At 65.0% G+C, this 25,301-nt stretch carries 26 protein-coding genes; 8 read left to right on the top strand and 18 right to left on the bottom strand.

All coding sequences use genetic code 11. The annotated features are described in order from the left end of the window. The 5 genes from BLV07_RS22170 to BLV07_RS22195 form a co-directional block, all read right to left on the bottom strand. On the bottom strand, window positions 1-290 hold a 290-nt coding region (locus BLV07_RS22170; RefSeq protein ID WP_176945690.1), incomplete at its 3' end, for a transposase. Window positions 291-516: 226 nt separating this feature from the next. After that, window positions 517-1,008, bottom strand: a complete 492-nt coding sequence (tsaA, locus tag BLV07_RS22180; protein WP_091889533.1) for a tRNA (N6-threonylcarbamoyladenosine(37)-N6)-methyltransferase TrmO — start codon at window positions 1,006-1,008, stop codon at window positions 517-519. Between the two features lie 31 nt (window positions 1,009-1,039). Next, entirely contained in the window at window positions 1,040-1,390 is a 351-nt protein-coding gene (locus tag BLV07_RS22185; protein WP_091889535.1) for an AzlD domain-containing protein, read from the bottom strand. Continuing rightward, window positions 1,387-2,127, bottom strand: coding sequence for an AzlC family ABC transporter permease (locus tag BLV07_RS22190; RefSeq protein WP_091889537.1), 741 nt, complete (start codon window positions 2,125-2,127; stop codon window positions 1,387-1,389). Before BLV07_RS22190 ends, BLV07_RS22185 begins: the two co-directional genes overlap by 4 nt. Before the next feature lie 228 nt (window positions 2,128-2,355). Next, window positions 2,356-3,309 carry a lytic transglycosylase domain-containing protein gene (locus tag BLV07_RS22195; protein WP_091889539.1) on the bottom strand — a complete coding sequence of 318 codons (954 nt, stop codon included), beginning with the start codon at window positions 3,307-3,309 and terminating at the stop codon, window positions 2,356-2,358. Window positions 3,310-3,398: 89 nt separating this feature from the next. On the opposite strand from BLV07_RS22195, the gene BLV07_RS22200 reads away from it, so the two are divergent. Continuing rightward, the gene (locus BLV07_RS22200; RefSeq protein WP_091889541.1) at window positions 3,399-4,037 is read left to right on the top strand and encodes an HAD family hydrolase; all 639 of its coding nucleotides are present in this window, start codon (window positions 3,399-3,401) and stop codon (window positions 4,035-4,037) included. 4 nt (window positions 4,038-4,041) lie between these two features. On the opposite strand, the gene BLV07_RS22205 is transcribed toward BLV07_RS22200, so the two are convergent. Then, window positions 4,042-5,079 carry a phenylacetaldoxime dehydratase family protein gene (locus BLV07_RS22205; RefSeq protein ID WP_091889543.1) on the bottom strand — a complete coding sequence of 346 codons (1,038 nt, stop codon included), beginning with the start codon at window positions 5,077-5,079 and terminating at the stop codon, window positions 4,042-4,044. 28 nt (window positions 5,080-5,107) lie between these two features. Continuing rightward, window positions 5,108-6,124, bottom strand: a complete 1,017-nt coding sequence (locus tag BLV07_RS22210; protein ID WP_091889545.1) for a carbon-nitrogen hydrolase family protein — start codon at window positions 6,122-6,124, stop codon at window positions 5,108-5,110. Window positions 6,125-6,319: 195 nt separating this feature from the next. On the opposite strand from BLV07_RS22210, the gene BLV07_RS22215 reads away from it, so the two are divergent. The 5 genes from BLV07_RS22215 (at window position 6,320) to BLV07_RS22235 (ending at window position 10,938) form a co-directional block, all read left to right on the top strand. Further along, entirely contained in the window at window positions 6,320-7,276 is a 957-nt protein-coding gene (locus tag BLV07_RS22215; RefSeq protein WP_091889547.1) for an AraC-like ligand-binding domain-containing protein, read from the top strand. Window positions 7,277-7,325: 49 nt separating this feature from the next. Beyond that, complete coding sequence (locus BLV07_RS22220; RefSeq protein WP_244551173.1) at window positions 7,326-7,616, top strand: hypothetical protein; 291 nt, start codon at window positions 7,326-7,328, stop codon at window positions 7,614-7,616. Between the two features lie 114 nt (window positions 7,617-7,730). Continuing rightward, the gene (locus BLV07_RS22225; protein WP_091889549.1) at window positions 7,731-8,756 is read left to right on the top strand and encodes an aldo/keto reductase; all 1,026 of its coding nucleotides are present in this window, start codon (window positions 7,731-7,733) and stop codon (window positions 8,754-8,756) included. Between the two features lie 184 nt (window positions 8,757-8,940). After that, window positions 8,941-10,362 carry an MFS transporter gene (locus tag BLV07_RS22230; protein ID WP_091889551.1) on the top strand — a complete coding sequence of 474 codons (1,422 nt, stop codon included), beginning with the start codon at window positions 8,941-8,943 and terminating at the stop codon, window positions 10,360-10,362. A gap of 126 nt (window positions 10,363-10,488) precedes the next feature. Next, on the top strand, window positions 10,489-10,938 hold the full coding sequence (locus BLV07_RS22235; RefSeq protein WP_091889553.1) for a peptidase associated/transthyretin-like domain-containing protein: 450 nt from the start codon (window positions 10,489-10,491) through the stop codon (window positions 10,936-10,938). A gap of 75 nt (window positions 10,939-11,013) precedes the next feature. Here the strand turns inward: BLV07_RS22235 and clpA are convergent, their stop codons facing one another. The 3 genes from clpA to BLV07_RS22250 form a co-directional block, all read right to left on the bottom strand. Next, a complete protein-coding gene (gene clpA, locus BLV07_RS22240) occupies window positions 11,014-13,422 on the bottom strand; it encodes an ATP-dependent Clp protease ATP-binding subunit ClpA (protein WP_091889554.1) in 2,409 nt (802 codons plus the stop codon). A gap of 300 nt (window positions 13,423-13,722) precedes the next feature. Then, window positions 13,723-14,055 carry an ATP-dependent Clp protease adapter ClpS gene (clpS, locus tag BLV07_RS22245; RefSeq protein WP_164934959.1) on the bottom strand — a complete coding sequence of 111 codons (333 nt, stop codon included), beginning with the start codon at window positions 14,053-14,055 and terminating at the stop codon, window positions 13,723-13,725. Window positions 14,056-14,677: 622 nt separating this feature from the next. After that, the gene (locus tag BLV07_RS22250; protein WP_024341049.1) at window positions 14,678-15,016 is read right to left on the bottom strand and encodes a phasin family protein; all 339 of its coding nucleotides are present in this window, start codon (window positions 15,014-15,016) and stop codon (window positions 14,678-14,680) included. 388 nt (window positions 15,017-15,404) lie between these two features. Between BLV07_RS22250 and BLV07_RS22255 the strand changes: the two genes are divergently transcribed. Beyond that, window positions 15,405-17,240, top strand: coding sequence for a D-alanyl-D-alanine carboxypeptidase (locus BLV07_RS22255; RefSeq protein WP_091889558.1), 1,836 nt, complete (start codon window positions 15,405-15,407; stop codon window positions 17,238-17,240). A 224-nt stretch (window positions 17,241-17,464) separates the two neighbouring features. Here BLV07_RS22255 and BLV07_RS22260 read toward each other — a convergent pair whose 3' ends face one another. The 4 genes from BLV07_RS22260 to BLV07_RS22275 form a co-directional block, all read right to left on the bottom strand. Next, window positions 17,465-18,190, bottom strand: a complete 726-nt coding sequence (locus BLV07_RS22260; protein ID WP_091889560.1) for a DnaJ domain-containing protein — start codon at window positions 18,188-18,190, stop codon at window positions 17,465-17,467. A gap of 78 nt (window positions 18,191-18,268) precedes the next feature. Continuing rightward, on the bottom strand, window positions 18,269-19,015 hold the full coding sequence (locus BLV07_RS22265; RefSeq protein WP_091889562.1) for a vWA domain-containing protein: 747 nt from the start codon (window positions 19,013-19,015) through the stop codon (window positions 18,269-18,271). A 122-nt stretch (window positions 19,016-19,137) separates the two neighbouring features. Further along, entirely contained in the window at window positions 19,138-19,998 is an 861-nt protein-coding gene (locus BLV07_RS22270) for an alpha/beta fold hydrolase (protein ID WP_091889564.1), read from the bottom strand. A gap of 331 nt (window positions 19,999-20,329) precedes the next feature. Then, window positions 20,330-21,253 carry a division plane positioning ATPase MipZ gene (locus BLV07_RS22275; RefSeq protein WP_091889566.1) on the bottom strand — a complete coding sequence of 308 codons (924 nt, stop codon included), beginning with the start codon at window positions 21,251-21,253 and terminating at the stop codon, window positions 20,330-20,332. 284 nt (window positions 21,254-21,537) lie between these two features. Here BLV07_RS22275 and panC point away from each other — a divergent pair, with 284 nt between their 5' ends. Beyond that, window positions 21,538-22,389 (top strand): pantoate--beta-alanine ligase, encoded by an 852-nt coding sequence (gene panC, locus BLV07_RS22280; protein WP_091889568.1) that lies wholly within the window; start codon window positions 21,538-21,540, stop codon window positions 22,387-22,389. On the opposite strand, the gene BLV07_RS22285 is transcribed toward panC, so the two are convergent. From BLV07_RS22285 to BLV07_RS22300, 4 genes are all read right to left on the bottom strand, one after another. Next, the gene (locus BLV07_RS22285) at window positions 22,386-22,826 is read right to left on the bottom strand and encodes a DUF1489 family protein (RefSeq protein WP_091889570.1); all 441 of its coding nucleotides are present in this window, start codon (window positions 22,824-22,826) and stop codon (window positions 22,386-22,388) included. The two genes, panC and BLV07_RS22285, sit on opposite strands and share 4 nt — an antisense overlap. Before the next feature lie 42 nt (window positions 22,827-22,868). Beyond that, entirely contained in the window at window positions 22,869-23,858 is a 990-nt protein-coding gene (locus tag BLV07_RS22290) for a hypothetical protein (protein WP_091889572.1), read from the bottom strand. Window positions 23,859-24,016: 158 nt separating this feature from the next. Further along, window positions 24,017-24,220, bottom strand: a complete 204-nt coding sequence (locus tag BLV07_RS22295; RefSeq protein WP_085969273.1) for a hypothetical protein — start codon at window positions 24,218-24,220, stop codon at window positions 24,017-24,019. 306 nt (window positions 24,221-24,526) lie between these two features. Then, complete coding sequence (locus BLV07_RS22300; protein ID WP_091889574.1) at window positions 24,527-25,189, bottom strand: glutathione S-transferase family protein; 663 nt, start codon at window positions 25,187-25,189, stop codon at window positions 24,527-24,529. Window positions 25,190-25,301 lie beyond the last annotated feature (112 nt).

The following is a 25,301-nucleotide window of genomic DNA, read 5'->3' on the forward strand; positions in this document are numbered from 1 at the left end:
TTCATCAACCAGATCAGCTCAAGATTGCGGCCGGCCTCGCGTTCAAGAGCGCGCGAGGATCGTATCCGGTTGGTGTAGCCATAAAGATAGAGCTTCAGCAGATCGGCAGGATCGTAAGGCGGTTGTCCCGCCCCGCCACCCGACCCGGCATGACCGAAGCCAAGCCGCTCAAGGTCCAGCGCTGCGACAAACGCCTCGATCGCCCGAACCGGGTTCTCTCGACCCACATAATCTTCCACCCGCGCGGGCAGAAGGCTGACCTGATCCCGGCTCACCCCGGTCTTGAACATGCGATTCGTCATACCGAATCGTACACTCGTTCACCCAAACGGCTAGGATTCTTGCCCAACCTCGAAGCGCAATCCGGGACTGTCCCCGCATTCCGCTTCGCTCCATGCGGGCTACGATGGCTCCTCCTCGTCATTGCGAGCGAAGCGAAGCAATCCAGACTGCTTCCGCGGAGACGGTCTGGATTGCTTCGTCGCAAGGGCTCCTCGCAATGACGGAGGAGAGACTTCACTCCGTCTCGAAATCGCCCTTCTGCGGCGCCGCCAAGGGCGTGAACTCGCAACGGTCCGGCTTGATGTCGATCAGCGGCGTGTTGTCGAGGCAGTCGAGTCCGCGCACCAGGATCGCATTGCCCTCGATGCCGACCAGCTTCACGATCGAGGTGCCGATCGGATTGGGCCGGACCGGTGAGCGTAGCGAGAAGGTGCCGCGGGTCTTCTCGTTGTTCTTTGGGCTCTGCAGGATGATGTCGCGGCGCGACTTGTCGAGCCAGTAGAGCACTTCGAGATTGCTGTAGAAATCGACGCCCTTGATGGCCGGCACGAACGGCTCGAATATTTCGAGCCGGCACACCGGGCCGTCGTGACGCCCCTGCCGGGGCGTCTCCAGCCGCGATGTCCAGGGGGTGCGGATGCGGCCGATGAAGACGAGGCCGGCATCCTCTGCGGGCGGCAGTTCGATGGCGACCTCGCCCTCGCGGAGCTCCTGTTCGCGAACCATATTTCCTGTTCCTTGCTGTTCGCCGGCGGTTTTAGCCCAACCACCACTTGCCGGCCAGCATGAAGACTTCGCCCGTGACGACGCCCGCGAAGATCGAGCGGCGGGTCAGGAGGAAGACGACGAGCCCCGCTCCCACCGCGCCATAGCGCAAGATGTCCGGCACGCTGGCAAGCGCCCCTGGCGGCTCGACCACGATCTGAGCGATGACACCGGCCAGGATCGCGGTCGCGACCGCCCGCACCCAGACCAGCAGCTCGGAGCCCTCGTCGATGCCGCCGCCGAACCACAGGCCGAGCATGCGCCATATCTGATTGGGAACGACGCCGGCGACGAAGAGCACGGCGAGCGCATGCCAGTCGCCGATGAGCTGCGAAAAGCTCATGCGCGCACCTCCCGCCACCAATGCACGCCATAGGCGATCGTGCCAGCCACGACGCCGCTGACGAGGATGTCGAGGCCGGAGTTCATTTTCGCCGCTAGCGGATAGAGCAGGATTCCGAGCGTCAATGCGACGACATCGGCGACCTCGCGGCTGTTGCGTGCGGTCGAGAACAGGAACGACAGCGGCGTCAACAGCAGGATCGCAGCTCCCAGCGTCTGCGTCAGGTTGGCGGCGAGGAAATAGCCAACCGTGTTGGCGGTGAGGCACACCGAGACCAGGCCGCAGCCGAGCCCGTGGACGAAGGCGATGCGCCGCTCGCGCGGCACAAGCGGCAGGAAGCGGTGGCATTCGACCCAGAGCGTGACGGCGGTGAGATGCGCGGTGAAGATCAGCTCGCGCCGTTTCGTCGTCGGCGTGCGCATCAACGGCAACACCGAGACCACCATCGGAAACAGGCGGATGGCGCTGACGGTGACCGCGATCGCCGACTGGATGATGGTGGCACCCGAGCCGAGTGTCGTGATCAGGATAATCTGCGCGGGGCCGGCCCAGACGAACAACGTCGAGGCGAGCGCCCAGAGCAGGCTGAAATGGGTGTCGTGGGCGAGCGCGCCGATGCCGAGATAGGTGACGAACAGCACGACGGTGAGGATCGTCTGCGTGATCGAGCGCAGCCCCCACGCAAAGGCGCGCCAGTGGCTTTGCCATTGAGGTGAATCGAGCGGAGGAAGCGCCACGGAACGGCCGGCTGAGGTTGCAGAATCGTGTCTGCATAAACGGGCAATGGGGGCATCCCCGTCAAGGAAGCACGCGGCGGGGCTGGCATGCGCACGTGGCGCGGGGCACCCGCCGACCTCATTCCGGGGCGCGACAAAGTCGCGAGCCCGGAATCCATTTCACCACGATCTCTGCGGCCCGATGGATTCCGGGCTCGCGCCAAGAGGCGCGCCCCGGAATGACAAGCCCTACCCACTCACACCGCGGTTCTTCAGCACGAAGCACGCACCGCCCGCTTTGCGGATACGATTGCACAGATCGTCCGCCTCGGCGCGCGTGTCGGCACCGATGCGTACCTGATAGAAGGCGCGCGTGCCGCGGCTGCGCATCACTGAGCTCAGCAAGCTCGGATCGCGGTCGCCGATCACCGCGCTCAGCCGCGTGACCGCGCGGGAATACATCGCCAGCGCCCTGTTGCGGTCGAAGCCGGCGGCGAGCTGCACGCCCCAGACCTTTGCCGCCGCAAGCTCGACATGCTGCTCTAGCTCGGCGACGAACGGATTTGGCGCGCGCTTGAGCAGCGCCATCAGATCACGGCAGCTCGTCGGCGGTGAACTCGGCGGTCCCTTGCCGGTGCTGCCTGCCTTGGCCCAGGCATCGACGCTCGTGCCAGTGATGGCGAAGACGTAGTTGCGGGTCTGCTCCGGCATCGGTCCCGTGCCGGCGAGCCATTCCTGCACCCTGCGCGGACCTGCGTTGTAAGCGGCCGCCGCGAGGCCGAGATTACCGAACTGGTTGCGCAGCTCGTTCAAGAACTCCGCCGACTTCGGCAATGCCTGCACCGGATTGAACGGATTGAGCAGCCCGCGCTCGCTTGCAGTGCCCGGCATGAACTGCGCGATCCCTTGTGCGTGGTCGCCGCTGCGGGTCACCGGTCCGACCGCATCGGACTGGAAGCGGCTCTCCTGCCAGATCACGCGGGCGAAAAACTCCAACGGCAGATTGGCCTCGCGCGCGGCCGCCTCGATGATCAGGCAGAGCGATTCCCGCGTGTCGCTCTCGCGGGCGTCCTTCGGTTTCTCCGCCGGCTTCGCGGGTTCCTCGGCATTCGGAGGCGCGACGGGCGGAGGCGCCTCCTCCGCCAGCGCCGGCGACAGCACGAGGGCCTGGCACAGGACAGCGATAACCCGAGCTATTCGCATGGCATTGACGTTATCGGACAAATCGGACCTTGACTTGGAACCCCAGCCAACTAGCAACGAGCGGCAGTATCAACGCAGGTCCCGCTCCGATGGTGACAATCTTTTTTGATCTCGACGGCACGCTGACTAACCCAAAGCCCGGGATCACCCGCTCGATCCAGTACGCGCTGGAACGGCTCGACGTTTCGGTGCCGAGCGAGGACGAACTGACCTGGTGCATCGGCCCTCCGCTGCATGCCAGCCTCAAGAAGCTCACCGGGACCGATGAACTCGCTAACCGCGCGCTCCTGCTCTATCGCGAGCGCTTCAGCGACATCGGCCTGTTCGAGAACGAGGCTTACAGCGGAATTACGGACACATTGTCGACGCTCGCAGCGACACGTCAGCGCATGTTCGTGGCGACCAGCAAGCCCGCTGTCTACGCCACGCGCATCGTCGATCATTTCGGCCTGAAACCGTATTTCGAGCGCGTGTTCGGCTCCGAGCTCGACGGCACCCGCGTCGACAAGCGCGACCTGCTCCGCTACGCGCTCGATGAGGCCAGGGTCGATCCGCAGCACGCCATCATGATCGGCGATCGCAGCCATGACGTGGTCGGCGCCCGAACCAACGGCATGACCGCCATCGGCGTGCTCTACGGCTATGGCAGCGAGGCCGAGCTCAAGGAGGCCGGCGCACATCACATCTGCGCCGCGCATCCCGAGCTGCTCGGCCATTGCCTGACCTAGCCTATCAGGCGCCGACAGTCTCCACCGCTGCCAGCATGCCCGTCTTCGGATGGCAGTTCAGATATTCGAAGAACTGTTCGTCGGCGGCCGCCACCGTCACCTCGTGATAGAGCCGCAGCTTGGCTGACGGCCCGAGCGTCGACAGATATTTCATCGCCGCACCGAAGATCTTGACGTGGGTCGGATGCGACTCCGCCCAGCGTTCGAGCGCAGCGAGACTCTTCCACCAGCTCTGGCCATAGGACTTTTCGCTGACGCTGCCGTCAGCCGCGAGAACGCGCATGTAGCGGTTGGCGTAGCAGCCGATGCCGAGGCCGTCGTCGCGCAGGAAATCCATGCCCTCGCGCAGCACCGGCTCGACGTCGTCGAGATAGAGCTTACGCTCGGACGTCTCGGTATCGCTCCAGTCCTGCCCGGAGCGGATCAGGCAGAGATTGTCGTGCGCCGCGACGCGCAGCCGCGCGCCGTCGCGGATCAGCTCCGGTGCGCCGCCGGGCGCCATGGCGTCGGTCTGAGACAGCGGGATACGGTCGCGCATGCCGCCCCAATAGGCGTGCTCCTGCACCTCGCCGCTCATGCCGCCGGCGATTGCGGCTACACCCTCGGGCCGGTCAGGCGAGGAGAACAGCGTCTCGTGCCGCGCCACAATGGGCCGCAGCACCTCGATGAAAGTGCCGATGCCATCTCGCTGTCGTCCGGTCCAGGCCTCGCGCGCCGGTGCGAACCAGGCATCGAAGCGCGCGATGTCGTCCCAATAGGCAACGGAGACGACGTTCTCATGGCCAGCCTGATCGACATAATGCGCGCGGTCCCAATGTGATGGACCGTTCTCAGCAGCGAAGAGCCCTGCGATTTCTTTCAACGCACCCGTCGCTGCCGGCGCCTCACCGCGATATTGCACGCCGAAATAGGCCATCACGACGCGGCTGACGGCAGGCTTGTAGCGCGCCACGAACGACGGATATGGCGGCTGGTAATCGTCCGGCACGCGCTTGTGGCGCGTGCGCGGGGCCTCGAGATGCAGAGGTATTGCGGATTCCATGATCGTGCCCTCCCCTCGACGCCGACGATCAGCTCGCCGCCGCGGCGATATCCTTGGGCTCGACGGTGTCGACCGGCAGCGCAAACTGCTCGACCCGCTTGTACGGCTTGTTGTTGAGCAGAAGCCGCGTCACGTCGGGCCGCGAATAGTGCCCGGCGGGATCGGCGGCGTTCTTGGCGATGCCGATGGCGCCGAGGTCGATCTCGGCAATCAGGAGGCCTTCCTGGTCCGGCGCCAGCTTCTCGCCAATCTGGCTGCCGTCGGGCCCGTAGATCGCGGCAAACCCGCCGCCGGCATGCAGCAGCGCATGCTTGTCGGGCCGGTCGCACAGTTCGTCGATCATTCCTTGCGACACCGTCGCACAAGGTGCGAGCACGAAGCAGGAGCCTTCCACCGCGTAGACGCGCGAAGCCGCATTGTTCACCTCCGCCCCGAGCGCTGGCGCAAAGGGATCGTAGAGCGAGAAGCTCGGCCAGGCCGCGACGTGCACCTGTTCGTTCTGGGCGTACATCGCGTATTTCGACAGCGGCTGGAGATGCTCCCAGCAGCACAGCGCGCCGAGACGGCCGATGTCGGATCTGGCATGCACGGCGAGGTCGCTGCCATCACCCTCGCCATAGACGGTGCGCTCGGCATGGGTCGGCCGCAGCTTGCGGCGCTTTGCGATGGTCTCGCCGTCGGGTCCGATCAGCCATTGCGCCAGATAGAGGCTGCCACCGTCGCGTTCGGACAGGCCGATCACGGCGGTGAGCTTTGCCTTGCGCACGGCCTCGCGCAGCTTTTCGGCCTGCGGGCTGTCATAGGACAATGAATTGTCGAAATAGCGCTGCACGAAGCCGCGGCCGATCGCCCAGGCCGGCGAGTCCATCCAGATATGCCAGGGGTAACCGGGGATGAACGCCTCGGGAAAGGCGATCAGCTTGGCGCCCTTCTCCGCCGCCTCCCTGATCAGCGCGATCGTCTTGTCGATCGAGGCGTCGAGGTCGAGCCAGACCGGCGCCGCCTGCACCACCGCCACCTTGTATTTCGGATGTTCGATGCCCATTCCCGCCTCCATTGCCGGTTGATCGGAAGCTACGTCCGATGCAGTCTATTGAGCCAAGCCGCGCGGCCGGGCGCTCGACCACGGCGGAACAAAAACTCGACTGGACGCGGCCGAGGACCGGTATGGGATTTGCCTCCGGGCAGGCTGGATCCGCCAACAGGCGATTTTGCAGGATGTGAAAGGGAGGCTCCTCAGATGCCAGTCCAGTTCACGACGGACGGCAGCCCCGGCTACCGGCGGCTTGCTCTCTGGCAGGACATCGTCTGCGACGTCTTCGTCGGGCTCGACTGCAAATCGGACCTCGGCAGCGCCTTTCACGGCTCGGTCACCCAGGCTTCGCTCGGCAGGGCCGTGTGCTCCGAGGTCTGCTCCGACCGTCAGCACGTGTTCCGCACACCCTCGCGCATCGCGCGCTCCGATCAGGATTTCGTCCTGGTCGCGCTCGGCAATCGCGGCGACGGCGGCGTGGTGCAGGATGGCCGCGAGACCGTGATCCATCCCGGCGAGTTCGCTCTGTATGACACCACGCGGCCCTATGAGCTGAAGTTCAACCACACCTTCACGCAGACCATCTTCAAGGTGCCGCGTGAGATGCTGCAGCGCCGGCTCGGCGGCACCGAGGCGCTGACCGCGATCTCGTTCGGCGCCGACGCACCGCTCGAACGGCTCGCCTACGACTTCATCTTCAGGCTCTGCCAGAGCGCGGACCGGCTGGCTCCGAACAACGCGGTCGCGCTGTCGGAGCAGGCGGTCGATCTCCTTGCGATGGCGCTGGGCGAACGGCTCGGCAAGACGTCGCTGCCATCCTCGACCCATCGCTCCGCCCTGCTCTACCGGCTGAAAGCGCACATCCGCGCGCATCTCGCCGATCCCGATCTCTCGCTCGCGGAGACCGCGGCCGCGCTCGGCATCTCGCCGCGCTATGTCAACGATCTCCTCGCCGACGAGGACATCTCGTTCCAGCGCCACGTCCTGGCCGAACGTCTCGCCCAATGCCGACGCGACCTCGCCTCGCCCGTGCTCGCCCATCGCCACATCAGCGAGATCGCCTTCGCCTGGGGCTTCAACGACCTCTCCCATTTCGGCCGCGTCTTCCGCGAGCATTTCGGGATGTCACCGCGCGACTTCCGGCAGAGCCAGTTGCGGCACTGAATCCATTCCAGCCAGCTATCACCTCGAGCCTTCGCTTCCAGCGAAGGCCATGCTCGCCAATTCCAAATTGTCTTGCCTGGTGACCTGCATCAAGCTGGCACGCATGAGGACTCACGCCACCATAAGCGGAACGGAGCTGTTGCTGGGTGTGATCGCGATCCGGCTCGCAGTGCTGGTCCTGGTGGGCTGGAGCCTGACGCTACTGCCGCGGCAAACGCGTGACAGCGAACCTGCGTGCTTCCCATCGCCCGCAACAAGGCTCGAAGCTCAATCTTTGGTGAAGACACCCGGCTCGCGCGTTGCCAATGCGGCGTTCGACGACATGCGCCTGCACGATTAGGCCATTCCCAAGCAAGGCCGGTATGTGAGCGCGTGATAGGACGCGGCGCCTGCTTGCACTATCCTCGCTACCAAGCCGCAGTGATCAATCAGCGACCAGCCGAGGAGCATATCGATGGAATACCGACGCTTGGGCCGGTCAGGCCTCATGGTGCCTGCCTTGAGTCTTGGGACCGGTACCTTTGGCGGCGTCGGCCGCCTCGCCGCGTGGGGCACGACGGATGCGACCGAAGCGCGGCGGCTTCTCGATATTTGCCTCGATGCCGGCGTGTCGATGTTCGATACCGCGAATGTCTATTCGCTCGGCGAATCCGAGCGCGTTCTCGGCGAAGCCATCAAGGGACGCCGCGACAAGGTCCTGATCTCGACCAAGGCAAGCTTCCGCTTCGGCGATGGGGCCAACGACATCGGATCATCACGCCAGCATCTGCTCGCCGCGATCGACGGTTCGCTGAGCCGGCTCGGCACAGACTACATCGACCTGTTCCAGCTCCACGGCTTCGACGCCTTCACCCCACCTGAAGAGGTGCTCGCGACCCTCGACGTGCTCGTGCGTGCCGGCAAGATCCGCTACGTCGGCGTCTCGAATTTTTCGGGCTGGCACCTGATGAAGTCGCTCGCGGTCGCCGACAAGCATGGCTTCCCGCGCTACGTCGCCAACCAGACCTATTATTCGTTGATCGGTCGCGACTACGAGTGGGAGCTGATGCCGCTCGGTCTCGACCAGGGCTTAGGTGCCGTAGTGTGGTCGCCACTCGGATGGGGCCGCCTCACCGGCAAGATCCGCCGGGGTCAGCCCAAGCCGGAAGTCAGCCGCCTGCCCCAGACCGCCGATTTCGGCCCGCCCGTGCCGGACGAGCACGTCTATCGGGTCGTCGATGCCATCGACGAGGTCGCGAAGGAGACGGGCAAGAGCGTCTCGCAGATCGCGCTCAACTGGCTGCTGCAGCGTCCGACCGTCTCGACCCTGATCATCGGCGCGCGCAATGAGACGCAGCTGCGCGAAAATCTCGGCGCGGTCGGCTGGTCGCTGACCAAGGACCAGATCGCAAAGCTCGATGCCGCAAGCAAGGTGACGCTGCCCTATCCCTATTGGCACCAGCGCACGACGTTCACCGACCGCAATCCGCCGGCAGTGTAGAAGCCGGTCAATTGCCATGACTGCGCGTTGTTGAGCGCTTGTGAAAGCGCGTTCCGACCCCTGCCTTTTCAAGGCGGAAGCCCTGCTCCGGCAGGGGAACTGTCGGTGTCCTGACGGGTTGCTGTCGATCGGGCAATTTCCTATTCGGAGATGAATTACGGCTCGAATCAACCGCACCTCCATCATGTCGTCCGCCCCGATCGAGCATGCCGACGGCTTGCCGCAGCCACAACGCAACCAGGCGGTGCTGACCATTGCGCTCGGCATCATCATGGCGGTGGTCGACAGCGCCATCGCCAACGTGGCGCTGCCGACGATTGCGGCCGACCTCGATGCAAGCCCGGCCTTCTCGATCTGGATCGTCAACGGTTACCAGCTCGCGATCACGATCTCGCTGCTGCCGTTGGCTTCGCTCGGCGAGATCGTCGGCTATCGTCGCGTCTATCTGGTCGGGCTCGCGCTGTTCACGCTCGCGTCCGCGTTGTGCGCGCTGGCACATACGCTGCCGCTGCTGACGATCGCGCGCATCATCCAGGGCTTTGGCGCGGCCGGCATCATGAGCGTCAACGCGGCGCTGGTGCGCTTCACCTATCCGCGCAGCCAGCTCGGCCGCGGCATCGGGCTCAACGCGCTCGTGGTCGCCTTCTCGGCCGCGGTCGGACCGACGCTCGCCGCCGGCATCCTCGCGGTCGGAAGCTGGCCCTGGCTGTTCGCCATCAACGTGCCGCTCGGTGCGGTGACATTGCTGATCGGCTTGCGCAGCCTGCCGCACACCAAGCAAGCGAGCCGTTCCTTCGATTGGCAGAGCGCGGGGCTGTCGGCGATCACGTTCGGCGTCGGCATCGCCGCCGTCGACAGCGTCGGTCACGGGGAGGCCGCGATCACCTGCCTCGTGCAGTTCGCCATCGCCATCGTCGCCGGCGCGCTGCTGATCTATCGCGAAACCCACATGACCTCGCCGCTCTTGCCGGTCGACCTGTTACGCATCCCCGTGTTCGCGCTGTCGATTGCGACCTCGATCGCATCGTTCTGCGGGCAGATGCTGGCCTTCGTCGCCATCCCCTTCTATCTCCAGAGCCGCTTCGGCTATTCCGCCGTGCATATGGGCCTCTTGATCACGCCCTGGCCGATTGCGGTGGCTTTCGCGGCGCCCCTCGCCGGACGCCTGGTCGAGCACTATCCGGCCGGCCTGCTCGGCGGCATCGGGCTCACGCTGTTCGCCTGCGGCCTCGGTGCACTCGCCTTTCTGCCCGCTAGCCCGGCGCCGTTCGACGTGATCTGGCGCATGGCACTGGCCGGCGCCGGCTTTGGCCTGTTCCAGACCCCGAACAACCGCACCATGATCGCGGCCGCCCCGCGCGAGCGCGCCGGCGGCGCCAGCGGCATGCTGGGCACCGCGCGCCTGCTCGGTCAGACCACCGGCGCGGCGCTGGTGGCGCTATTGCTCGGCCGCTATCCGATCGACGGAACCAGATTGGCTCTGCTCGCCGGTGTCGGCTTTGCACTCTGCGGCGCGGTGCTGAGCATGCTGCGGCTGTCGCCCGTGGGCGCGCGCGGCGCCGAGCACGTTCGCGTACAGAACGACCAGCGCCTGCGAGGGGATTAGCAGCCCCACGTCCGGGCTATCCCCCCTCTCGTCCACAATCCTGGCGTGGCTTAACTATCCGGACCAATGACCTATTGCCCTCGCGCTCCGGTTGCGCTTCACTGACGCGGGGATAAGGGGCATTTCATGCGTTCATTTGGAATTGTGGCGCTCAGCGTCATGCTGGGCGGCTGCGCGTCTGTCACGCGCGGCACAACCGAGAATATCAGCATCTCATCGACGCCGTCAGGCGTGGAAGCCGCGGTCTCCGGGCTCGAAGTGCCCACCACGTGCACCACGCCTTGCGCCATCGTCGCCAAGCGCAGCGCGGACATCACGATTACCTTCGAGAAGGAAGGCTACCAGTCCCAGACGGTGCAGCTCACCAAGGAAGTTTCAGGCACGGGGGCTGCCGGTTTCGCCGGCAATCTCCTGGCCGGGGGCCTCATCGGCATGGGCGTCGATGCCGCGACAGGGGCGGCCACCGATCACAAGCCGAATCCGGTCATCGTCACGATGCAACCGGCGGTCCCACACGCCGTACCGCGCACCCCGAAAAAGCCCCGGCCGCCGCGCGCGCCGGAGGCTGGAACGTAGAGCCGCCGTGTGTCCGGCATCCGCATTAAGAAGGCCGGCTTTTCAGCCGGCCTTTTCTTTTTTCATGACACCCGATCAGACCTTGACCAGAGGCCCTTTCGAGGTCGGCCCCTTGGAGCCGCCGGGACCGCCCGGCTTGGACTTGCCTGGCGGACGCTTGCGGGCGCCGGGCAGCTTCTCCTGCTTCGGCGTGACCGGGCCCTCGACGAACTCGAAGCCAATCTTCTCCTTGGTCTCGTCGGCCTCGTCCTTGACCAGAACGACGCGAACGTGGCCGCCGCCCTTGAGCTTGCCGAACAGCACCTCGTCGGCCAGCGGCTTCTTGATGTGCTCCTGGATCACGCGGGCCATGGGACGTGCGCCCATCTGCTCGTCATAGCCGTGCTGGATCAGCCAGGCCTTGGCCTCCTCGGACAGCTCGATTGTGACGTCGCGGTCGCCGAGCTGCGCCTCGAGCTGAAGCACGAACTTCTCCACGACCGTGCCAATCACCTCGACGCTGAGATGGCCGAACGAGACGATGGCATCGAGGCGGTTGCGGAATTCCGGCGCGAACTGCCGGTTGATCGCCTCGTGGTCGTCGCCTTCCCGCTTCGAGCGGGTGAAGCCGAATGCCTGCTTGGCGAGATCCGCCGCGCCCGCGTTCGTCGTCATGATCAGGATCACGTTGCGGAAGTTAACCTGCTTGCCGTTGTGGTCGGTGAGCCGGCCGTGATCCATGATCTGGAGCAACACATTGTAGAGGTCTGGATGCGCCTTCTCGATTTCGTCGAGCAGTACCACGCAATGCGGATGCTGGTCGACGCCATCGGTGAGCAGGCCGCCCTGGTCGAAGCCGACATAGCCGGGAGGCGCGCCGATCAGGCGCGACACGGTGTGCCGCTCCATATATTCGGACATGTCGAAGCGCAGGAGCTCGACGCCCAGCGCGGCCGCGAGTTGCTTGGCGACCTCGGTCTTGCCGACGCCGGTGGGTCCGGAGAACAGGTAGCAGCCGATCGGCTTCTCCGGCTCGCGCAGGCCCGCGCGTGCCAGCTTGATCGAGGCGGCGAGCGACTCGATCGCCTTGTCCTGGCCGAACACGGTGCGCTTCAGGGTCTGCTCGAGATGCTTGAGCACCTCGGCATCGTCCTTCGACACGCTCTTCGGCGGAATCCGCGCCATCGAGGCGATCGTGGTCTCGATCTCCTTGATGCCGATGGTCTTCTTCCGCTTGTTCTCCGAGACCAGCATCTGCGCCGCACCTGACTCGTCGATCACGTCGATCGCCTTGTCGGGCAGCTTGCGGTCGTGGATGTAACGCGAGGAGAGCTGGACGGCGGCCTCGATCGCCTCGTTGGTGTATTTCAGCCGGTGGTAGTCCTCGAAATACGGCTTGAGACCCTTGAGGATCGCGATGGCGTCCTCGACCGTCGGCTCGTTGATGTCGATCTTCTGGAAGCGCCGCACCAGCGCGCGGTCCTTCTCGAAGTGCTGACGATATTCCTTGTACGTCGTCGAGCCCATGCAGCGGATCGTGCCCGAGGCGAGCGCCGGCTTGAGCAGGTTTGAGGCGTCCATCGCCCCGCCCGACGTCGCGCCCGCACCGATCACGGTGTGGATCTCATCGATGAACAGGATGGCGTTGGGATGCGCCTCGAGCTCCTTCAGCACCTGCTTCAGACGCTCTTCGAAGTCGCCACGATAGCGCGTGCCGGCAAGCAGCGTGCCCATGTCGAGCGAGAACACCGTCGCAGCCGCCAGTACCTCCGGCACCTCGCTGTCGACGATGCGCTTGGCGAGACCCTCCGCGATCGCGGTCTTGCCGACGCCGGCTTCGCCCACGAACAGCGGGTTGTTCTTCTGCCGGCGGCACAGCACCTGGATCGCGCGGTTGATCTCGGAGTTGCGTCCGATCACCGGATCGATCTTGCCGTCGCGCGCCTTCTTGTTGAGGTTGACGCAATAGGTCTCGAGCGCCTCGCCCTTCTTCTTGGCGTCCTCGTTGCCCTTGGCCTCGGTCTCCTCGTCGACGCCGCGCACGGGCCGCGCCTCGGAGACGCCCGGCCGCTTGGCGATGCCATGGCTGATATAGTTGACCGCGTCATAGCGCGTCATGTCCTGCTCCTGCAGGAAATACGCGGCATGGCTCTCGCGCTCGGCGAAGATTGCGATCAGCACGTTGGCGCCGGTCACCTCTTCGCGACCGGACGACTGCACGTGGATCACTGCGCGCTGGATCACGCGCTGGAAGCCGGCGGTCGGCTTGGCGTCGTCGGCGCCATCCGTCACCAGATTCTCGAATTCGGTCTCAAGATAGTTGACGAGGCTCGTGCGGAGCTTGTCGAGATCGACACTACAGGCACGCATGACGGCAGCTGCATCAGAGTCGTCGATCAAAGAGAGCAAAAGATGCTCGAGCGTCGCGTATTGGTGATGACGCTCGTTTGCGATCGCCAGCGCACGATGCAGGGATTGTTCAAGGCTTTGGGAAAAAGTCGGCATTCGCGTCCTCTATGGCCCCCACCATCATGATCGTCATCGCCCGGTCAGGCAACAACAACCTTTGTCACATATAGTTATACAAGATCGCGGCAAAAGACCGGTTCCGCGACTCTGGCGGCTGCACACCTGCGGTATTCCCGATTACCGTATTCTCGATGCAAAACCCGTTCCGATTTGGGCGGGATCGGCGCCGGCACAAAATTCCGTTGCTGCCGGGTGCAACGGATGTCGCGCGCAGACCTCAGGCGACGATCACACCGCCACTACAAGGGAGCTGGCTTCAACGCGCCGTGAGGCGTCTTACTTCTTTTCCATCACGCATTGCAGCGGATGCTGGTGCTTGCGGGCGAAATCCATCACCTGCGTCACCTTGGTCTCCGCGATCTCGTAGGTGAACACGCCGCACTCCCCGATGCCGTGATGATGGACGTGCAGCATGATCTTGGTCGCCGCCTCGACGTCCTTCTGGAAGAACTTCTCCAGCACATGGACGACGAATTCCATCGGCGTGTAGTCGTCGTTCAGGATCAGCACACGATACAGGTTCGGCCGTTTGGTCTTCGGCTTGACCTTGGTGATGACCGATGTGTTCGGCCCGGAAGGGCCGCCCGAACGGTTCTCATCGTTGCTCATCCGGGGAGCGTAGGCGGCGGTGACCGCGGACAGGTCGAGTCTGGAAGTCAGTTGCGGCATGGCACAGGCGTTCAAATTCCCCACGGAAGCGAATGACGGTCTTCGGCGCAGCTCAGCACTTCGGAGCCTCGCACAGGCGCGCCGCCTTTCTGAATCGCCGCCTCCGACCGATCCGGTCCAAACCGGATCGGTCGATAGCAATATGGCCCTGCCCCCGGCTCGCCGCAAGCATGCAACGGTCCGGCCGATGCTGCCGCGGCGGTCCCGATTCCCGGCCCGGTGATCCTCACCAAGGTTAGTCAATCCGGACCGATTTGACAAAATTTTCCGTCGCGCCCATTTGGAACGTGTTGACCAGGAACCCGACCGTCCCATGCGGCCGCGTACGTTTCTCGCACGGCACATCTCCGGTTTTCTACGGTCCAATTTACCACGGGCTCGAGCGCATGGCGCGAGATCGGACCGTGTCGCGGTCGACGTCTCCAGCTGTGCGCCAACGGCAAGTCGGCAAGCGTCATAATCGATGCGGTGCAAGTGCGGCACTCTGACGGATTGATCGCGCGCAAACAAAAAGCCCGGCTGATCAGCCGGGCTTTTTTCATTCCAGGACTTCCAGAAAGCGTTAGTTCGCAGCCGGGGTGAACTTCGACACGATGGTCTCGACCGGCTTGAACGCCTGCTTGGCGAGGTCGCTGTAGAGGCCGGCGATCTTCTGCGATTCAGCAACGAAGGTCTCGTAGGCGGAACGGGCGAAATCGGTCTGCGCTTCCATGGCCTTGTCCAGCGACTTCACGCCGGAGAGCTTCTCGACGAAGGACTTGGTGTCTTCGAACGACTTCTTGGTGTAGTCGCCATAGGCGCTCGCGATCGCCTGGAGGCCGTGCTGCACCGAGGTCGCGGAGGCGACGCACTGCTCGAACTGCTCTTTCCCGTAGTTCTGAAAGTCTTCAACCTTGAACATGTCGGAATCCTTTTTCCCTGGCTCTCGTCGGGAAGCCCCGGCTCCCTGACTCTGCCCACAATTAGTGCAACGCACAAAAAAGTCAAGAATCTTGTGCGACGCACAAAAATAGATCCAAATCGCTGAGATTCCCGGGGTTTCCCGCAAGGGTTCCTTAAGCTTTTGGAAACCGCGGCCCCCTACCCTGATTCCCTGGACGTGTTCACTTCCGCAAGCGGTCAAAAGCCGTTTGAGAACATCACCTTAGCCAGAACAGCGGCTCAGGCCCAACGTCTCCCGCGGCGAACACCAGCGGAGGGACAGCCTGAGCAGGTAATGATCCCGGGTTCATTGGGCACAATTTCGCCTCACGAGCCGGTGATCAAGTCAGAAACGGGGACGGGGTTCCATGCTTCGTAACAACTTGTCTTCCTCGCGCTTGGCGCGGGTTGGCGTTTTCGGGCTGCTTACGGTCACCACCGTAGTCATCTTCACCACCGATGCTGCCGAAGCGCGGCGCCACCGGCGCCATTACGCGCACCACCGGGTGCAGCGCGATGTGTCCGAGAGCTCCAGCCCGAAATTCGCGTCCATCATCGTCGACGGCAATTCCGGCGCGGTGCTGCAGTCGACTAGCCCCGACGGACTGCGCCACCCCGCCTCGCTCACCAAGATCATGACGCTCTATTTGCTGTTCGAGCGCCTCGAGTCCGGCAAGCTGAAGCTCGACACCGAGATGCCGGTGTCCCAGCATGCCGCCGACCAGGATCCGACCAAGCTCAACCTCCGCCCCGGCCAGACTATCCGCGTCGAGGACGCGATCAAGGGCCTCGTGACGCGCTCCGCCAATGACGCCGCCGTGGTGATCGCGGAAGCGATCGGCGGCGACGAAGACGATTTCGCGCAGATGATGACGCGCAAGGCACGCTCGCTCGGCATGTCCAAGACCGTTTACCGCAACGCTTCGGGCCTGCCGAACGACGAGCAGGTGACGACTGCACGCGACCAGGCCACGCTCGGCCGCGCCATCCAGGAGCGCTTCCCGCGCTACTACCGCTACTTCGCGACCGCCTCGTTCAACTGGCGTGGACAGTCGATCCGGAACCACAATCACCTCCTCGGCAATGTCGAGGGCGTGGACGGCATCAAGACCGGCTACACCCGCGCCTCCGGCTTCAACCTCGTCAGCTCGATGCGCCGCGGTAATCGCCACCTGATCGGCGTTGTGCTCGGCGGCCGCAGCGGCGGCTCGCGCGATGCCATCATGCGCAACCTGCTCGCGGAGAATCTCGAGAAGGGCGCGACCACGCACACCGTCGTTGCCGTCACCGAGCGTAACGGCGCTGACGCCAATGCCGACGTCGCCGACGCATCCGATACCCCGGCACGCCCCGTGGCGCAGGTTCAGGCCGCGGCCGCCCCTGCTCCCGAGGCCGCCCCGTCCCGCCTCGCCGCGCGTCTGTCGACGCTGGCCGCTGCAACTGCCGCGATGCCGCCGTCTCAGCCGAAGCCCGAAGCCAGGCCGACTGAATCCAAGATCGAGCCGGCGCCGCTCACCAATGGCGTGATCTCGAGCCAGCCGCTGTCCATCATCCCCGGCTCGTCCGAGCCGATGAAGCCGGTCCGGGTCAAGACGGTGCAGGTCAAGGCCGGCGCCGTGAAGGTCGCCTCCGCCGCCCCGGCCCAGGTATCGCCGCCGGTCACGAACACCATTCCGTCCCGGTCCGACGTCGCGGAGACCTCCGGCGCCGTCGTCGCCCGGGCCGATCTCATCAACAAGCCCGAGGTCGCGACCCAACCGGAGGCGCCGAAGGCCGAGATCGCCCGCACCGAGCTGCCGCGGCAGCCGGCAGGCTTCGGCACCGGCAACGGCATCCTCGGGGTGCTACCGGCCGCAACCGCCGCCGCGCCCGCCGCGGCCGCTCCGAAGCTTGCTTCCGCCGACCCGGCGCCGCAGCCGATCCAGATGAGCGCCACGACCAAGCCGGTCGTCACCCACAGCGGCTGGATTGTCCAGGTCGGCGCGCTCGAGAGCGAGACCGAAGCCCAGCACCGCATCGACGCCGCCCGCAGTTCGGCCCGCGGCCTGCTCAGCAAGGCCGATCCGTTCACCGAGCCGGTCGTCGCCAAGGACAATCGCAAGCTCTACCGTGCCCGCTTCGCCGGGCTCGAGCGCGACCAGGCCGAAGCCGTCTGCCGTACCCTGAAGCGCGCCGAGATCTCCTGCATCACCGTGCGCAACTGATCTCGTCTACCGCTTCCAAACAAATGCCCGCGCTCTTGCGCGGGCATTTTTGTTTTCGAACGTGCGGTGAGCAGAAGCCAGTTCCGCGACAACCTCTCGTCAAGGATTTACGGTTAAGATTTTCCTCAAGGGATCGACCACGCCGACAATGGCGGGCATCGGGCGACGGCAAACGGAGCAAGCGGAACTCACGCGGTACGGGCGTTTGTGGCGTGGTGCCGGAGTTAGCCGTTATGCGTACGAAGCAGAGTATCCTTGGCCTCGTTTACACGGGCAGCGAGATACGTCGAGCCCCCCTGGTCGGGATGGAGTTTCTTCATCAGGGACTTGTGAGCCCTGCTGATGTCGTCGCGCCCCGCGCCCGGCTGCAAGCCAAGGATCTGATAAGCTTCCTCCGTCGTCATTTTGCCGCTCGTCGCCGTGCGGCGCTGCCGCCCTGCCGCATCGCGCTGCGCGTCCTGACGCCAAGCGGGAAACCGGCGGTCCAGATAGCTTTCAAGTAAGGCCACACTCTCGGCGTCGAACGCCGGCACCATCGCCAGCAGGCCGGCGAGATCAAACTCGTCGAGGTCGCGCCCCGCATGAGGTCCGGCAACGATCTGGCCTGTCAACTGGCCGGTGTCGTGGTCAAGCCGCATGTCCAGGAATTGCGAGCGCACCCGCGAGGCCTGTCCGGACGGGCGCGTCGCGCCGCCGCCGAACAGCCCTCCGACATTGCCGAAGCCGGCGTTGGCCAGGGGTGTCCAGCCGAGCAGCCCGGCGCCGAAGATTCCGAGCGGAATCGCGACGACCAATTCGCCCCGCAGACCCGTGAACGCTGCGGCCGCCAGCGCCACCACGCCGCCGCCGAACTTGATGGCGCGCGCCAACGCCGCCGGATTGGCAGAGCGGAACGTCTGGAGCAGCAGATAGAGCGTGATAACAGCGACAGCGCCGGCAATCAGGGTCATGGCCGGAATAATATAGTCGCCCTCCCGGCAAAATGCATCGCGTCCACGGCCGCAGCGGGTCGCAGCCTGCTTGAAGCGTTACTTCATCTGTCCGATCAGCTTCGCTGCGCCGCTCGCGCTCTTCGCCAGTTGTAGCAGCGCTTCGCGGCCGCCGGCAGCGTAAGCCGCCGCTGCCCGCAACAACTCGCGCAACTGCGCCGCCGCGCCGGGATCGAACCGGCACCAGGCACCGCCGGTCAGGCGCGCGATCTCGCGAAAGGTCCGCTCGGCCACCGCGTCATGGCCTTCCTGAAACACGAACACGGGCACCTTGAGCATGCCGAGCTCGCCGGCCTTGGCGCAGAGTTCGTCGGCCTTCTCCTCCATGGCATCGCCGACGAAGACGACGGCCCGCACGCCGGAGGCGACCGCCTGGCGCCGGGCCTCGCTCAGCACCTTGCCGATCTGGGTGTCGCCGCCGCGGCAATCGATCTTGCTCATCAGCGTCGCAAGCCTGGCACTGTCGGAGATCCACGCCGTCGCGCGGCATTCGTTGAAGCCGCGATAGTAGACGAGCCGGATGTCGAGACTGCCGAGCGCCGCGGTCTCGCGAAACATGTCGGCCTGGAGCGCGCAGGCCATGTCCCAGGTCGGCTGCCGGCTCATCGTCGCATCCAGCGCGAAGATCAGCCGCCCCTGCGCGCCGGGCGCATGCGGCGACAGCGCGCGCGCCTTGGTGACGAAGGCGGCAATGTCCGCCGAGGTCGACGTCCCGGCCTGCGGCACCGCGCCGCCGGCCTTCGTCGAGACGGCATCACCGCGCGGCTTGATGGGTTCGCCCGACATCGCTGCTCAACCATGCGTGGGCGATTAATGTGGTGCGCGCGCAGAGCCCGGTCAATGTGCAAAGCCTCCGTGGGCTTGCGCCGGCGGAGGCTTTGCAATCGGTGCCGATGATGAGGGAGGCGTCAGCTCTTGGCTGGCGCCATCAATGCGACCGGACCGGGCTCGAGAATCTTGGGCGGGGACGACTGCGTGTCGACTGGCGCAATCTCGCTGTCGGTCGCGCTCAGGAACTTGTCGAGCATGCCCTGGATCGAGTTCTTGGCGACGTCCGGGCCGGTGTCCCGCATGTCATTATGCTGGAATTCGGTCTTCACGACCTGAATGCCCGCCTTCTCGCACTCCTCGTCCGTGGGGATCACGCCCGCATCGGTCTTGAACTGCGGATCGGTGGAGCGGAACGACAGGATCTTGAACTTACCGGCAGTGACGAAGGGAACCCGCAGATTGTCGAGGGTGACAACCTTCTTGACCTCGTCCGGATACTGCTTGGCGAAATACATCGAGATGTCGCCGCCCATGGAATGACCGACCATGGTCACCTTATCGTAGTCGGCGTTCGGCTGGACCTTCTTCATCTCCTGCATGGCGAGATGAATGTTGGCGACACCGCGCAGGATCTGCGGCAGCCGGCCCACATAGAGCTCGCCCGGCTTGGTCACCATCGGAGGATCGGTCGGCAAATCATGCTGCGGGCTGACGACCATGTAGCCGCGCGCAGCGAAGATGTTGGCGAGGAAGCCGTACTCGGTGTTCTTGACCGTATTGCCGTGATTGATCACGGCGACCGGCAACGTGATCATGCCGGCATTGGCCTGCATTTCCTTGTCGCGGCGCACCGCGATGTCGACCGGCACCGGGCGATTGTCGCGCGAAGTGTCGTAGAAGGTGATGGTCTCGTGCTTGATGGCCCACCTGCTCGCCGTGAAATAGGCGATGCCGCAGAGGGCACTGACTGAAACCAGAACGGCAATTCCACGCTTCATTTTTGTCCTCAGCCCCAGGCTCTTGCGGCCTGATCCCTGTTGAAAATCGTGTTCTTCCGGGGCTCTTCGTCCCCTTGTCGCCTATTCCCTAATATATGTCACAGCAGCGTGACAGGAAGGCTAAATATTGTGAACCGGCAGCCCTTTCATTGTGCGTCGCACACGTTTGTTGGGCACCCCGTCCTCATACGGCCACTTTAGGTGCACGACGCAACCAGTGGCGATCGGGTTCGATTTCGCATCAGTGCAGGATGCAAACGGCGGAACGCGGGTTGAGTTCCCGCGACAAGCGGCCGCTGGGATCGACTGGAAGTAGCTATATACCGCTGCCTTAGGCGCCGAGAATGTCGTGGACCTCGAGCGGCTTGTCGACCTGGCTGAACCACTCGGCGCGGTTGGCGGCGCGGCGGCGGCCGCGCTCGTCGAGCGGCAGCTTGAGCTGGCGGAGCAGGCTCGTCACTTCCTCCCGCGCGGTGAGATGGCCGAGATTGGGGCGCATGCCGAGCGTGGCCTCGTCGATCTCGTCGAGGGCGGTCAGTCCGCGCGGGAAAAATTCGCGATAAACGACACGCTCGGCGAAGCCGTCGACATAGCGGAAGCCGAGCCGGAGCGACAGATCCTTCAACCCCTCGGCGACGAGCTGCTTGTTGCGGGAGCCGAGCATCGACAGGCGGTTGCGCACGACGATCCAGTCGGTGGTCGCGCCGTCGAGCTGGCGACGCTTGCGCCTGACATCGCGCACCATCTCGGCGTAATGGCTCTCCCCGGTGACCGCGTAGTTGGCGGGATCGACGGTGCCCAGCACGTCGAAGTCGAGGAAGCTGTCGTTGATCGGCGTCACCAGCGTGTCGGCCATCGAATGCGCCAGCCGCATCAGGTAGCTGTCGGTGCCGGGCGTATCGATGACGATGAAGTCGAAATTGCTTTCGACCGCCGAGACCGCCTCCATGAATTGCTGGAACTCGGAATTCTCGTTCTCGGCGATCTGCATGGTCTCGCCGAGCTTGATGCAGCGATGCACCGGCAGCTCGAGGTCGAGCTTGGTGCGGCGCGCCCAGGCGGAGCGGTTGCTGATGTAACGGGTAAAGCTCTGCTGTCGGCAGTCGAGGTCGATGGTGGCGACGCGTTGGCCGGCCTTCAGAAGCGCAACCGCGATGTGCAGGGCGGTGGTCGATTTGCCGGAGCCGCCCTTCTCGTTGCCGAGCACGACGACATGCGCCGAGCCGGATTGGCCTTGGCTAGCCTGCACAAGCATAGCGATCCTCAACACCCCTAACGAATATCTTCGAGTTGACCGCGTTTGCGGTCAAGTGAAATGCGTGACAGGTCATGCAAATCGCAGTGCGCCGTTCTTCATCATGAAGCGCAGCGTCATCTTTCGTCTGTGATCCAGCTCGCAATATCGCGACATCCTGCGCGGCCTTGCGCGGGATGCTGTGCCGCGTCCGGATGCATGGCGTCCACGATCGTCGCTTGTTAAGGTTAGCCAGCCGGACGCCAGCCCTCACCCGCACTGATTCCCAACCCCGTCGAGTCCTGATGTCACCAAGCCCCTTGATCGCCCGCACGGTCCCCGCCCTGCGGCGCGCCATCGACAATCTCCGCAAGCGAAAGGCCACGATCGCGCTGGTCCCGACCATGGGGGCGCTCCATGACGGGCATGTGTCGCTGGTTCGCCTCGCCAGGCGGCGCGCGAGCCGCGTCGTGGTGTCGATCTTCGTCAATCCGACTCAGTTCGCTCCGACGGAGGACTTTGGCGCTTATCCGCGAACCTGGAAGGCCGACATCGCCAAGCTCGCAGCCGAGGATGTCGATGTCGTCTGGCACCCCGGCGTCGAGGCCATGTATCCGGAAGGCTTCGCCACCCGCATCGTGCCGGAGGGGCCGGCGCTGGCCGGGCTCGAGGACCGCTTCCGGCCGCATTTCTTCGGCGGCGTCGCCACCGTCGTCGGCAAGTTGTTCACGCAATGCCGGCCGGATGTCGCGATCTTCGGCGAGAAGGATTTTCAGCAGCTGCGGGTGGTGATGCAGATGGCGCGGGATCTCGACCTCGGCGTCAAGGTCATCGGTTCCCGCACGGTGCGCGAGCGCGATGGGCTCGCGATGTCCTCGCGCAACGTCTATCTCTCGGCCGAGGAGCGGCAGACCGCAATCACGCTTTACCGCGCCATGAAGGAGAGCGCCGCGCGCATCCGTGCCGGCCAAGCGATCGCGCCCGCGATGGCCCGCGGTGCCGAGATGATCAAGGCGGCCGGTTTCGCGCTCGACTATTTCGAAGCCCGCCATGCCGCGACGCTGGCACCGGTCACCTCGCGCAAGGACGGCCCCTTGCGGATCCTGGTCGCGGCCAAGCTCGGCACGACCCGGCTGATCGACAATATCGCGGTTTAGAGCAGCCCGAGATCGCGCAGCTCGCGCCGCATCGGCTCCGGCATCGCCGCGATCGAGCCAGCGGCGGACTTGCCGAGATCGGCGGGCACGGAATCATCGGTGAGATAGCGCCAGCCCTGGAACGGGCGCATCGGCCGCGGCGACACCGAGATCACCTTCGGCTGCATCACGATCCGGCAGCGTCCGATGCCGTCCTTGTCGCGGAACGGCTCGATGCCGATGATCTTCTCCCGCGCAGCGATCTCGCCCTTGATCACCCAATAGAGCGACCCGCCCGCCAGGATCTCGGCGTCGCGCTTGGGCACCATGCGGGTGATGTGGATGTGACGTTGCGGCAGACCCTTCTTCTTGGCGGTCTGCATCCGTTCGGCGACCCACTCCTTCAATTCCTTGACGGAGTCGCAGCCGACGGCGAGCTTGATCAGATGTAACGGCATGCCCCAGCATTAGCCGGGCAGCAGCGCATTTGGAATGCCGATCTACTCGTTATCCGCAGCCGCAGGCGCAGCCGCCGCGGCGGGCGGCGGCGCAAGCGGAACCGGCGCGGCAGCTGGGGCACGCGCAGCCTTCGGCGCCGGCGGCTTCTTGGCAGCCGGTGCCGCGGGAACTGCGGCCTGCGCCGAGGTCGCGGCCGGCGCGCGCGCTGCTGCCGCGTTTGCAGGCGGTGCCGCCGGGCGCGTCGTCGCTGTGGGCTCCGGATTCATGATGCTGACCGGCGGCGTCGACGAGGCGCTCGGGAACTCGGCATTGGTCGGCTTGCCCGTCGGCACCGACGGCGGCAATCCGGCAAGCGCGGCGCTGGCCGGCATCGCCGGCGCCGTTGCGGGCGCGTTCCAGGTCGGCGCATAGCGCGCGACCAGCGTATCGTAGAGATGGGAATTCATGTTGGCGACGACCTGTTGCTGGTCGGTCAGCGAGCGGAACGCAGCGCAATCGAACTGCGTGCAGCCGTCGCGCGCGACCAGCACATGCGCGACGAGGCCGTAGCGATCACGCTCCAGCGATTTGCGCAGCACCTTCATGTCCAGCGTCAGGCTCTTCTCGGCCGTGGCGACCTCGCCGAGCGCGGTCAGCCGGTCGATCCTGGCGGCGGTGTAGGAGACGGCCGCAGCGGCTGCGTCAGGCGCGCCGAACAGCGCCTTCTCGCAGCCAACGGCCACGGCATCGCCGGCGAGATCGTCGAGACAGGACAGCGCCGGCAAGCTCGCCGTCACCGCTCCTTGCGCGCGCGCCTCGCCCGGGGTGGCCTGCCCCTCCGGACCATAGACGCGCACGGTGGCCGCTCCGGCGATCGCGATGGATAGCAGCGTAATCACGGTCAGCGCGCCATTGGCGACCGACCGGTCGGCGCGCTGCAGGGTGATGAGGAGGATCAGCCCGAAGAATCCAGCAGCCACCAGCGTCATCCACATCGGGAAGGCCGGCGAGTGCCAGATTTGGTCGAGCGAAGTGGCCCATGCCCAGTTCATGCGCGACGTCCCCTCACGCGAGCAAAGAGCGGATGGTCAAAGCGAGCACCGCGAGTCGGCAACTGCCCCCACCCACCTTGGGAAGGTGAAGCGGGCCTTTTGACGGCGACAGGATACAACTTCCCGGGAGGCGCCTATGCGCGGGTAGCGTCGGGCCTTCAGGAGAGCGCGAGCTGGCTTTCCTTGGCAACGCGCTCGAAGGCTTCGGTCGAGCTCTTGATCCGGTACTGGCAGTCGTCGCCTTCGGTCGGCAGCAGACGGATGACCTCATACGCGCCGCTGGCAGCCGGTCGCGCGACATTGCTGGCCGTGAACAAGACGCGCGTTCCCACGGGGAATTTGTGCTTCAACACCCTCTCCATTACTCAAACAGCGCCTGCCTCGCCCAGTGTCCCACTGCGATGGCCGGCCGGAAACCCGGGCCGTCGTATAGCACGAGCCCCGCCGGTTTGGCCAGCGCAAACCGGCATGGCAATCGCGCGAATTCTGCCGCTATTTCATAACGATAGCGGGACAAACTGCAGGCCTGATGACACCGCGGGAGCCGCCGTTCACGCGGCGTGTCGCAGTTGGTGTCGCAGCTCCCCCCTTGCGCCATGGCCGCGGGTCCATTGCGGCCTGACCGCCGCCGGCCCGCAGGCCGATGAGCGAAGCCGCCAGACCAGCGATCAGGCGTCCTCGAACTTCTCGATGCGAAGCGTTTCGGCGAGCCCGTCCCGGGTCCATTCCTGGAACGCCGGCAGCGCCAGCATCGTGTCCATGTAGGCCTTGGTCTCGGGCGTGACCTCGATCGCGTAGGTGCGGAAGCGGTGCACGACCGGTGCGTACATCGCATCCGCCGCACTGAAGCGGCCGAACAGGAACGGTCCCTTGGCGCCGTAACGCGTGCGGCACTCGCGCCAGATCTCCTGCACGCGCGCGATATTGGCTTTGGCGTCCGCCGACAGCGTCGCGGGGCGCACGGGGCGGTGCAGGTTCATGCCGCATTCGTTGCGCAAGGCCATGAAGCCGGAATGCATCTCGGCGCATACCGAACGGGCATGAGCGCGCGCGGCGACATCATCGGGCCACAGCTTTTTCTCCGGGTAGCGCTCGGCGATATATTCGATGATGCTGAGCGAATCCCACACCGTGATGTCGCCATCGACCAGCACCGGCACCTTGCCGGCGCGGCTGAAGGACAGGATCTGCTCCTTGTCCGCGGGATTGTCGGTGTAGAGCGGGATGAGCGTCTCCACGAACGGGATGTCGTTGGCGCGGAGCGCGAGCCAGGGTCGCATCGACCATGACGAGTAGTTCTTGTTGCCGATCGCAAGTTTCAGCGCAGCCATGTCATCAGTCCTTCCCGAGACGTCCAGAAGCGAGCTGCTTTTAACGCCATCGCCTGCCGCCAATCAATCGTTGCCGCGCCTCGCCATGCGTGGCAATCGTTGCCGCCCGCGA

It is taken from the genome of Bradyrhizobium sp. Rc2d (assembly GCF_900099855.1).
Taxonomy (GTDB): domain Bacteria; phylum Pseudomonadota; class Alphaproteobacteria; order Rhizobiales; family Xanthobacteraceae; genus Bradyrhizobium.

What these genes read in the sequence shown, in the direction of transcription:
- tsaA (WP_091889533.1), bottom strand. Translation starts at nt 1,008, where the DNA reads ATGGTTCGCGAACAGGAGCTCCGCGAGGGCGAGGTCGCCATCGAACTG.
- BLV07_RS22185 (WP_091889535.1), bottom strand. Translation starts at nt 1,390, where the DNA reads ATGAGCTTTTCGCAGCTCATCGGCGACTGGCATGCGCTCGCCGTGCTC.
- BLV07_RS22195 (WP_091889539.1), bottom strand. Translation starts at nt 3,309, where the DNA reads ATGCGAATAGCTCGGGTTATCGCTGTCCTGTGCCAGGCCCTCGTGCTG.
- BLV07_RS22200 (WP_091889541.1), top strand. Translation starts at nt 3,399, where the DNA reads ATGGTGACAATCTTTTTTGATCTCGACGGCACGCTGACTAACCCAAAG.
- BLV07_RS22205 (WP_091889543.1), bottom strand. Translation starts at nt 5,079, where the DNA reads ATGGAATCCGCAATACCTCTGCATCTCGAGGCCCCGCGCACGCGCCAC.
- BLV07_RS22210 (WP_091889545.1), bottom strand. Translation starts at nt 6,124, where the DNA reads ATGGGCATCGAACATCCGAAATACAAGGTGGCGGTGGTGCAGGCGGCG.
- BLV07_RS22215 (WP_091889547.1), top strand. Translation starts at nt 6,320, where the DNA reads ATGCCAGTCCAGTTCACGACGGACGGCAGCCCCGGCTACCGGCGGCTT.
- BLV07_RS22220 (WP_244551173.1), top strand. Translation starts at nt 7,326, where the DNA reads ATGCTCGCCAATTCCAAATTGTCTTGCCTGGTGACCTGCATCAAGCTG.
- BLV07_RS22225 (WP_091889549.1), top strand. Translation starts at nt 7,731, where the DNA reads ATGGAATACCGACGCTTGGGCCGGTCAGGCCTCATGGTGCCTGCCTTG.
- BLV07_RS22230 (WP_091889551.1), top strand. Translation starts at nt 8,941, where the DNA reads ATGTCGTCCGCCCCGATCGAGCATGCCGACGGCTTGCCGCAGCCACAA.
- BLV07_RS22235 (WP_091889553.1), top strand. Translation starts at nt 10,489, where the DNA reads ATGCGTTCATTTGGAATTGTGGCGCTCAGCGTCATGCTGGGCGGCTGC.
- clpA (WP_091889554.1), bottom strand. Translation starts at nt 13,422, where the DNA reads ATGCCGACTTTTTCCCAAAGCCTTGAACAATCCCTGCATCGTGCGCTG.
- clpS (WP_164934959.1), bottom strand. Translation starts at nt 14,055, where the DNA reads ATGAGCAACGATGAGAACCGTTCGGGCGGCCCTTCCGGGCCGAACACA.
- BLV07_RS22250 (WP_024341049.1), bottom strand. Translation starts at nt 15,016, where the DNA reads ATGTTCAAGGTTGAAGACTTTCAGAACTACGGGAAAGAGCAGTTCGAG.
- BLV07_RS22255 (WP_091889558.1), top strand. Translation starts at nt 15,405, where the DNA reads ATGCTTCGTAACAACTTGTCTTCCTCGCGCTTGGCGCGGGTTGGCGTT.
- BLV07_RS22260 (WP_091889560.1), bottom strand. Translation starts at nt 18,190, where the DNA reads ATGACCCTGATTGCCGGCGCTGTCGCTGTTATCACGCTCTATCTGCTG.
- BLV07_RS22265 (WP_091889562.1), bottom strand. Translation starts at nt 19,015, where the DNA reads ATGTCGGGCGAACCCATCAAGCCGCGCGGTGATGCCGTCTCGACGAAG.
- BLV07_RS22270 (WP_091889564.1), bottom strand. Translation starts at nt 19,998, where the DNA reads ATGAAGCGTGGAATTGCCGTTCTGGTTTCAGTCAGTGCCCTCTGCGGC.
- BLV07_RS22275 (WP_091889566.1), bottom strand. Translation starts at nt 21,253, where the DNA reads ATGCTTGTGCAGGCTAGCCAAGGCCAATCCGGCTCGGCGCATGTCGTC.
- panC (WP_091889568.1), top strand. Translation starts at nt 21,538, where the DNA reads ATGTCACCAAGCCCCTTGATCGCCCGCACGGTCCCCGCCCTGCGGCGC.
- BLV07_RS22285 (WP_091889570.1), bottom strand. Translation starts at nt 22,826, where the DNA reads ATGCCGTTACATCTGATCAAGCTCGCCGTCGGCTGCGACTCCGTCAAG.
- BLV07_RS22290 (WP_091889572.1), bottom strand. Translation starts at nt 23,858, where the DNA reads ATGAACTGGGCATGGGCCACTTCGCTCGACCAAATCTGGCACTCGCCG.
- BLV07_RS22295 (WP_085969273.1), bottom strand. Translation starts at nt 24,220, where the DNA reads ATGGAGAGGGTGTTGAAGCACAAATTCCCCGTGGGAACGCGCGTCTTG.
- BLV07_RS22300 (WP_091889574.1), bottom strand. Translation starts at nt 25,189, where the DNA reads ATGGCTGCGCTGAAACTTGCGATCGGCAACAAGAACTACTCGTCATGG.